General features: G+C 62.6%; 9 protein-coding genes. 4 read left to right on the forward strand and 5 right to left on the reverse strand.

The genetic code is table 11. The annotated features are described in order from the left end of the window. The first annotated feature begins 87 nt into the window (after positions 1 to 87). The gene (locus tag QX121_RS03090; protein WP_315774611.1) at positions 88 to 1,314 is read left to right on the forward strand and encodes a pentapeptide repeat-containing protein; all 1,227 of its coding nucleotides are present in this window, start codon (positions 88 to 90) and stop codon (positions 1,312 to 1,314) included. Positions 1,315 to 1,491: 177 nt separating this feature from the next. Here QX121_RS03090 and QX121_RS03095 read toward each other — a convergent pair whose 3' ends face one another. Together QX121_RS03095 and QX121_RS03100 are read right to left on the reverse strand one after the other, a co-directional pair. After that, complete coding sequence (locus tag QX121_RS03095) at positions 1,492 to 1,620, reverse strand: hypothetical protein (protein WP_315774610.1); 129 nt, start codon at positions 1,618 to 1,620, stop codon at positions 1,492 to 1,494. 152 nt (positions 1,621 to 1,772) lie between these two features. Continuing rightward, positions 1,773 to 2,267 (reverse strand): protein-tyrosine phosphatase family protein, encoded by a 495-nt coding sequence (locus QX121_RS03100; protein ID WP_315774609.1) that lies wholly within the window; start codon positions 2,265 to 2,267, stop codon positions 1,773 to 1,775. 140 nt (positions 2,268 to 2,407) lie between these two features. On the opposite strand from QX121_RS03100, the gene QX121_RS03105 reads away from it, so the two are divergent. Continuing rightward, positions 2,408 to 2,671: a hypothetical protein gene (locus tag QX121_RS03105; protein WP_315774607.1), complete on the forward strand. Its 264-nt coding sequence runs from the start codon at positions 2,408 to 2,410 to the stop codon at positions 2,669 to 2,671. Between the two features lie 106 nt (positions 2,672 to 2,777). Then, positions 2,778 to 3,032 (forward strand): hypothetical protein, encoded by a 255-nt coding sequence (locus tag QX121_RS03110; RefSeq protein ID WP_315774606.1) that lies wholly within the window; start codon positions 2,778 to 2,780, stop codon positions 3,030 to 3,032. Positions 3,033 to 3,483: 451 nt separating this feature from the next. Here the strand turns inward: QX121_RS03110 and QX121_RS03115 are convergent, their stop codons facing one another. Further along, positions 3,484 to 5,025: a hypothetical protein gene (locus QX121_RS03115; RefSeq protein ID WP_315811128.1), complete on the reverse strand. Its 1,542-nt coding sequence runs from the start codon at positions 5,023 to 5,025 to the stop codon at positions 3,484 to 3,486. 414 nt (positions 5,026 to 5,439) lie between these two features. After that, complete coding sequence (locus QX121_RS03120) at positions 5,440 to 6,192, reverse strand: glucose 1-dehydrogenase (protein ID WP_315774604.1); 753 nt, start codon at positions 6,190 to 6,192, stop codon at positions 5,440 to 5,442. 90 nt (positions 6,193 to 6,282) lie between these two features. Between QX121_RS03120 and QX121_RS03125 the strand changes: the two genes are divergently transcribed. Beyond that, complete coding sequence (locus QX121_RS03125) at positions 6,283 to 6,594, forward strand: helix-turn-helix domain-containing protein (protein WP_315737741.1); 312 nt, start codon at positions 6,283 to 6,285, stop codon at positions 6,592 to 6,594. A gap of 197 nt (positions 6,595 to 6,791) precedes the next feature. Here QX121_RS03125 and QX121_RS03130 read toward each other — a convergent pair whose 3' ends face one another. After that, the gene (locus QX121_RS03130) at positions 6,792 to 7,025 is read right to left on the reverse strand and encodes a DUF2171 domain-containing protein (protein WP_315737740.1); all 234 of its coding nucleotides are present in this window, start codon (positions 7,023 to 7,025) and stop codon (positions 6,792 to 6,794) included. Positions 7,026 to 7,782 lie beyond the last annotated feature (757 nt).

The raw sequence follows: 7,782 nt of genomic DNA on the forward strand, positions 1-7,782 counted from the left end.
GCTCGCTCAAGCATCGACGACATCGAGGGCGACCTTCAGGTCGCTCTCGGCTTTGCAAGGCCGACGAAACGCAGGAGCCTTGACAACATGGCCGCCGTCGACTCCGACACGGAAACCGATTGGCTTAGCGATTTCTTTCTGAACAGAAAAGCAATACGCGCTTTGCCGTCTGTTGCACGGGCCTCAGCCAGCGTAATTGCGATCATCGCAATGCTAGTCTTTGCCGCCCTTGTTCTTCTAAGCTTATTCCTTCTAGCTCGATTGATTTGGGATGCTCTAACGCTTCCAAGCACCGTCTATCAAGATTCCGCTAAGAACTTCTTCTTCGCACTCGTGGGCGTCTTTGGGGCACCGTTTCTCGTTTGGAGAACGTGGGTAGCTCACATGCAAGCGGCCGCTGCTGCACGGCAAGCGAACGTTGCATTCGAAAACCAGATAACAGGGATTTTTACAAAGTCTGTAGAGCTGCTCGGCGGAATTCGAGAGTTGAAGACGATTCGGCCAGACGGAACATCCATAACCCGATCCATGCCAAATTATGAAGCACGTCTCGGGGCACTGTACTCTCTAGAGCGCCTGCTCAACGAGAGTAAAAGCGACCGGCGAGCCATACTTGAAACGTTGTGCGCATACGTGAGAGAGAACTCTCCTCTCGAACTCCCAGAAGAAGATAAGGAACGGCAGGAGTTCTTTTTCGGGGCGCGAACACCTAAGGCTACGCGCCGGAGCGATGTCCAAGCTGCCCTCACGATCATAGGTCGGCGCTCCTTGCAAGTTCGGCAAGAAGCCGAGCATGGCGTTTGGAACTTAGATTTCAGAGATACCAATCTGGTGGGATATGATCTTTCTGGCTTAAACTTTGACCGATCTGACTTTACCGGGTCATTTCTCAACGCTTCCAAACTAAATGAATCCAGCTTCGCAAGAAGTGTATTTGACCGATCCGTCCTTAGGAACGCGAACCTTGAGGACACATCGTTTAGATTTTCCTGCTTCAAACATGCCAACCTAGGCGGAGCACAGATCGTCAACACAGACTTCAGAGATACAAAGCTCGAAAGAACAGACCTTTGTGGAGCAAATCTGACGTCGTTAGATATCTCCGGAGCAAATCTCGAAAGCGCTTTCAGCAGCATTCTTAGATACATCGTTGATCGGATAAGATCCCAAGGCACTGCCGAGCCCTGGGAAATGACAGAGATAGCAAGCGTGGCGACTTTTTTGGCCAAAGCCACCTACAACGACCAGACGATTCTTTCTGAGGACGTTCGAGATGTAATCTCGCTGACCCGCGGATACGGAAATGTTGATTAGTCTATTCCAAATTCAGCGGGCGTAGGTCGGACTAGCGGAGTGTAATCCGCCGCTTGACCGGATCGGCGCGTTACGCTTCGCTAACGCGCCCTACGCAGCTGACAGTGCTGGATGGACTGCACTTTACTGTACGAGCTGTTCATCGGCGGTGATCATCGCCGGCGCCCGCGCCCTGGTCTAGCGCAGTCCTGTTCCGTGGCAGCGCTGGCATTTTACGACCTTGTCGCCCTTCTTGACCAAGCCCTTGCCTTCGCAATTCTTGCACTTGGCTTTCTTCTTGATGTTCGGGCCTTTTTCGTTGGCCATGATGGTCTCCAGGATCAGGTTCGTCCGATCGGTCGGCGTTTAGCGCTTATCTCCCTCGCGAACAATGGCATGGCGGCTCATCGGCAAGCCAGCAGTCTCGACGTGGCAGGTTTCCTGGCGGACTGGCTTGGGAGTTACGGTGACGCTGCACTTTACTCGATCTGTTTGCGCTCGAACGTCCTCACCCACTCCCGCTGATCTTCCGTATCCGGCACGCGCACGCCGCGTGCGGCGGCGATCCGGTCGAAGGCCTCAGCTCCATCAATGCCCAGCCGAATCATCACGCAGGCCGCGATGACGGCGGAGCGGCCGATGCCGGCGCGGCAATGGATCAGGACCGTCTGGCCGTCCGTCAGCCGCGCGGCGAGGTCGTGCGCGAGCTGCAACGCTACGCTGCGGCTCTCAGGAAGACCACGGTCGGGGATCGGAAATGACACGAAGGCCATGCCGTGTGACTGGCACAGCGCGGCCTCGCGCTGAAGGCCGAGGTCATGAACCTCAGCCGGCTCTAGCAGGCTGACGACGACGGCGATGCCCTCGCCCACCCAGGCCGCGATGTCCTCCGCCAGCCAGTCCTCCGCCCTCGGCCGCGCCGCGATGGCGAGGCGGCCGGCGGTGGGCAGGTCGATTCGGTGCAGGCGGGACATGGTGATGGTCCTGTCATGAATGAGCGTTCGTAACCCGGATAAGCGAGAGCGACATCCGGGATCGCGGTTGCCGAGACGGATGCACTCTCAGGCCCCCGAACATCATACCGCGTCCGCTACACGATCCCCAGGATTTCCCGGTGCAGCGGAACGATCGCCGACACGCCGCAGTTTACTACGAACCCAACAACGAAGGAGGTTCGTTCATGCAGATGGCAATCGTTTTGACGGCGGCTCTGTTCGCCGCTTCGCCGGTGTTCGCCGCAGAGACCGGCGCAAGTTCGCACGGCGCGTCGAAGAAAGCGCCCGGTCATCAGAGCAACACCGCCGCCGGCCCGGGACATTCCGAGAGCGCTCCCGGCCAGCGCATGACGACCACCGGCTCCAGCACGCATAGGAGGTAGTGGGCGCGCGAACGGGATACGATCCCGCTTCCCGGCCCCCTTTCGCTTGAAGACACAGAAAAGCCGTAAGCCTCTCAGTTCATCTTCCAGACATCCGAGGAGTCACATGCGCAAAGCGATCTTCATCCTTGCAACATCGATTTCAACCGCGCTGATCGTGCCCGCCAGCGCGTTGCCTCGCGCTCCCCTTCAGGTCGATCGCGGCGCATCTGATCTCATCGAGGTGAGAGGCGGTCATGGCCATGGTCATGGCTGGGGCCGCGGAGGCGGTCACCGGGCCTTCGGCTGGAGTCGCGGCCGAAAGGTGGGATGGCGCGGCCATCACTGTCCGCCGGGCCACTGGAAGAAGGGATGGTGCTGATCGGCCGACCACGCCGCGCGCGCGGATGAGCGGATCGTGCTCGACCGCCCGGCGACGCTGCGGAGTCATGCCCACCGCCGCCCGGACGGGTGACATTGTTGGCACGCCGACGGCGGCGCTTTGCGCATCCCATCGACTCGTCGCGCTGAGCGATACAGCGCCCTCTCCCCTTGTGGGAGAGGGCATCTCCGCCCCGCCCACGGACTCGATTGGGTGAGGGGTATCTCTCCGCAAACGATGCGCGTGGAGGCAGACCCCTCACCCGACCGAGCTTGCCGACATTCCTGACATGCCCTCTCCCACAAGGGGAGAGGGCGCATTCATGGGCGCCGCGCGTTTTCTTCCACGCACCGCGATGATCAGCGCGCGTAGCCCGGATGAGCGAAGCGACATCCGGGACCGCACGACCTGCGCATGAGACCCCGGATATCGCTTCGCTCATCCGGGCTACTTAGCGGAAGCACACCGACTTTTCGTTCGGGTCGAACGAATTCCCCGGCATCGGCCGCAGCGGGGTCAGCTTGGAGTTGGTGGCCAAGAGCCGCTTAGAATAGGCGCCGAGCGCAGCGTTCATGGTGTTCAGCCGGTCCTGCGCGTCGGTGCGCTGCAGCGGCAGCGTCACGACGCCGGACGCGTAGACCTCGGCGCGGGACCATTGCTGGCCCTGCACGATGCGGCCGACGAGGCGCGACTTCAAATCGGCGGCGCTGTCGCCGGCGGCGCTCTTAGCCCCGACGACGTTCGGCGGCAGCAGGCTGGGGTTGACGATCCAGCCGCGCGGCTTGGCAACGTTGTTGCCGAACAGGATCAGTTCGTCGAGCGTGTTGTTCAGCGCTACATAGTCGCGCAGCGGCAGGCTGGCGTCACCCGTGCCGGTCTCCTGGACATGGCTCGCCAGATGCGGGCCGGTGGCGCAATAGGTGCCGAACGCGAGCTTCACGCTGCCGGAACTCATGGTCATGTAGCTGCCGACGTCCGAGCCGCCCGGCGGCGACGGCGCGTCGTCGCCGCAAAAGGTGCCGTGCGACGAGGCATCCTGCAAGGAGTGCAGATAGAGCCCGATCCGGGCGATCTGCACCGGCACCGGCGGCTTCCTGGGGTCGTCGAACAGCACGCCGGTAGTCCGGCTCTTGTCGTCCAGCCAGGACTTGAGCTGGGTGTAGTCGACGACGCCGTTGCTGTTGTCGAGCACCTTCGGTCCCGAGGTGATGTTGATGGCCGGCCCGATCGCGTAGTTCTCCAGCAGCGGCACGTTGCCGCTGATCGGCACGTTTGCCAGACATTGCGGGCCGCTGAAGTTCGATGACCCGTTCGGCGTCGTGAATCCGGCGGTGCACAGCAGACCCGGGGCCTCGTCGCCCTTCATGGCCCATTGCCGGAGATCGTACAGCGTGCCCTGATAGACGCTGTCGATGGTCACGGGATAGCCGGGCGGCGGATAGTGGAACGGATACACCGCCTGCACGCCGCTGGCGCCGTGCACGTCGGTGCCCTGCCCGTTCGGCGAGAAGTTCAGGAGATAATGATAGAGCGGCCCGTCGGTGGTGTTGTTGGTGCGCTGGAAGCCGTTGAACTTGGCGGTGATGTAGCTGGCGCCCGAATTGGTCGATGTCGCCTGCCCGCCGCACTGGTCGATCGGCGCATATTGCGCGTAGTCGGAGTTCTCGTTGTAGGCGGCGATCCAATAGGCCACGTCGGCGCGATAGCCGAGCGCCTGGGCGATGAAATAGGTGGAGTCGGCATGAACCATGCTGCGGCCGGGCGGGATGACGGCGAACTGCACCGCCTCGAGCAGGCAGCCCCGGTTCAGCGCTTCTGCCGGATTGCGACACGCGCTGGCCGGCGCGAGACAATTCCTCAGACTGCCCTTCACGCGCGGGACGCAGATGTCCTCCAGGAACGCGTGCGCGGTGCGCGGCGCGGTCAGCCCCCAGCCGAGAACCGCCGCTCCCACGACGACGGAGAGGGTCGAAAGTGCAATGCCAATGCGCATGGAAACTCCTTGGTCATCCGAAATGCAGCAGGCGGGGAGGTGAATAGATGGCAAAACGCCATCGTCCGGCCGGCCGGAGGTTGAAACGCCGATCTTGTCCGCGATGCGCGCATCACGGATTCGGCGAGCCCAATTTGATACGATATCAAATATATAATCAATCTATAGTTGTTGTCGCCATTCGTCTTCGACCGCACTGGCGGAGGCAATGACGGCCTATTCGCCAGAGCCGGTTTCCGGCGCGTAGGGTGGGCAAAGGCGCGCCCCGCACGACGTTGGTGTGCCCGATCTCTCACGCGCCGTGCCCACCGCCCACACCCGCCGGCGCCGATGGTGGGCACGCGCCGCCTTGCGGCGGCGCTTTGCCCACCCTACGGTTCGCCGGCCGTTGTTACGAGCGGAGCGACGTGACGCTCAGCGTAAACCGCCGGTGACGTGCAGCGTCTCGCCGGTGACGTAGGACGCATCATCCGAGGCAAAGAACGCCACCGCGGCGGCGATCTCCTCGGCCTTGCCGACACGGGCGAGCGGCGTGGTCGTTTCGATCCAGTTGCGCATGTCGCCCTCGTGCAGGCCGGCGGCGACGACGCCCTCGGTCACGATCATGCCGGGATTGACGGTGTTGACGCGGATCTTGCGCGGCGCCAGCTCCTTCGACAGCACCGAGGAGATGGCGTCGACGGCGGCCTTGGTCGCGGTGTAGACGGCGGTGTTCGGCGGCGTCAGGGTCGACACGCCGGAGGAGATGTTGACGATGCTGCCGCCGGCCGGATTGAAATGCCGCGCGGCCTCCTGCGACACCAGGAGCAGGCCGAGCACGTTGACGTCGAACTGTCGGTGGAAGTGCTCCGGCGTGATGCCGTCGAGCGGCGCGAAGTCGTAGACGCCGGCATTGTTGACGAGGATGTCGATCGGGCCCAGCGCCTTGACGGTCTCGGCGACGACGGTCTTGACGTCACCGGGATTGGCGAGATTGCCGTGCACGGCCACCGCCTTGCCGCCCTTGCCGGTGATCGCGGCGACGACGCGGTCGGCGCCCTCGCGGCTGGAACTGTAGTTGACGGCGACCGCGGCGCCTTCCGCGGCAAGTCTGGCGGCGATCTCCGCGCCGATCCCCTTGGATGCGCCGGTCACCAGCGCCACCTTGCCTTCGAATCTCCTGCTCATCCTGCTCTCCTTGCGCCGCGGCGCTCTGTTCAATAGTTCAGAACTAGTGAACTATTGAACAGGCGCAAGGCCGTCGCTATATGTTTTTTCATGGCGCCATTGTTTCATCCGTCGCGGGAGGACATCACGTTGGCCGGCGTGCTCTCGGCGCTCGCCGACCCGATGCGGCTGCGCATCGTCAAGAGCCTGATGCAGCAGAACGACTGCATGTCCTGCTCGGCGGCGGCGCCCTGCCCCGACATGGCCAAATCGACGCTCTCGAACCATTTCCGGATCCTGCGCGAGGCCGGCCTGATCCAGACCACGAAAAAGGGCGTCGAGCACCGCAACGTCGTGCGCGAGGCCGACCTCAACGCAAGGTTCCCGAAATTGCTGAAGACGATCGTCGGCTACGCGGAGTAGGCGTAGAAACGTAGGGTGGGCAAAGGCGCGCCCCTCACGTTGATATGGGACATGATGTATTCCGCGCCGTGCCCACCGGCCGCACCCGCCCGCCTTGATGGTGGGCACGCGCCGCCCGACGGCGCCGCTTTGCCCACCCTACGGTTGTCACTCATCGTCATTGCGAGCGCAGCGACGCAGACAGAAGTGGACGCGTCCTACTTCTCCTCCTCCATCGTCACCGCGACGGCGCCGATGGCCGACAGCCGCACCTTGTCGCCTTCGACGTCGGCGACGAGGCCCTTGTCGATGAAGTGATGATGCCCCTTGTGGCTGCCCTCGCCGCTGTCCTTCTTCGTCAGCTTGATGCGATTGCCTTCGACGTGGTCGACGGTGCCGACATGCACGCCGTCGGCGCCGATGATCTCCATGTGTTCCCTGATGTCCTGCATGATGAAGGGCTCCGTGTCCGATGTGGAAGCATTTTCAACCTGTGGCTCGGGGAAGTGTTCCGGAACGGACCTCCACGCAGACGCTGTCGTAGGGTGGGCAAAGCGACGCCGCGAGGCGGCGCGTGCCCACCATCGGTGCCGGCGGATGCGGCCGGTGGGCACGGCGCGCGAAACAGGCTGTCAGACAATGTCCAGCCGGCGCCTTTGCCCGCCCGACCGCCTCATCTGCCGTCATCGCGAGCGCAATGACGCCGGGAGAGGCCCGTGCGCGTCACCAGCCAATTCGTGTTTGTTCTCAAGCTGATTTGGCCTGTCCAGTCCTTCGGTGAAAAATAAATCACTTTCGCTTTTTCAAAAATCATGATTGTCTACGCCCATCCCGGCCCGCCGAGAGGGGCGCATCGCGATCGTCACGAGACGTGGGCCGGAGATGCGGTGGCTGTGAGTGTGCCGCAGCGGGCTTGATGCCCGCCGACGAACGGCACGCTTGCGGACGTGAAGACGCGTGGTCCTGGCGCCCCGATGCTGGCGCCAAGTCCGAGGGGCTGATGATCCCGAGGGCGACGGTGGCTAAAAAGCCGGACACCGAGGAGATCGCGACATAAGCGTGAAAACCATCGCGCGGGGAATGCCGGGATGCCTCGGCTGAACCTGTGGTTCCTGCCGCCTGCATTTCTTTCGCAGGCGGGCCATGGGTGGTGTGCCGAGTATGAACGACAGCTTGGAGGTGGAAGTCCTCTATCCAGCCTGATGGCGG

Source organism: Bradyrhizobium sp. SZCCHNR2028 (assembly GCF_032380995.1).
Taxonomy (GTDB): domain Bacteria; phylum Pseudomonadota; class Alphaproteobacteria; order Rhizobiales; family Xanthobacteraceae; genus Bradyrhizobium.

Coding starts and splice junctions, on each gene's coding strand:
- QX121_RS03090 (WP_315774611.1), top strand. CDS start 88: ATGGCCGCCGTCGACTCCGACACGGAAACCGATTGGCTTAGCGATTTC.
- QX121_RS03095 (WP_315774610.1), bottom strand. CDS start 1,620: ATGGCCAACGAAAAAGGCCCGAACATCAAGAAGAAAGCCAAGTGCAAG.
- QX121_RS03100 (WP_315774609.1), bottom strand. CDS start 2,267: ATGTCCCGCCTGCACCGAATCGACCTGCCCACCGCCGGCCGCCTCGCC.
- QX121_RS03110 (WP_315774606.1), top strand. CDS start 2,778: ATGCGCAAAGCGATCTTCATCCTTGCAACATCGATTTCAACCGCGCTG.
- QX121_RS03115 (WP_315811128.1), bottom strand. CDS start 5,025: ATGCGCATTGGCATTGCACTTTCGACCCTCTCCGTCGTCGTGGGAGCG.
- QX121_RS03120 (WP_315774604.1), bottom strand. CDS start 6,192: ATGAGCAGGAGATTCGAAGGCAAGGTGGCGCTGGTGACCGGCGCATCC.
- QX121_RS03125 (WP_315737741.1), top strand. CDS start 6,283: ATGGCGCCATTGTTTCATCCGTCGCGGGAGGACATCACGTTGGCCGGC.
- QX121_RS03130 (WP_315737740.1), bottom strand. CDS start 7,025: ATGCAGGACATCAGGGAACACATGGAGATCATCGGCGCCGACGGCGTG.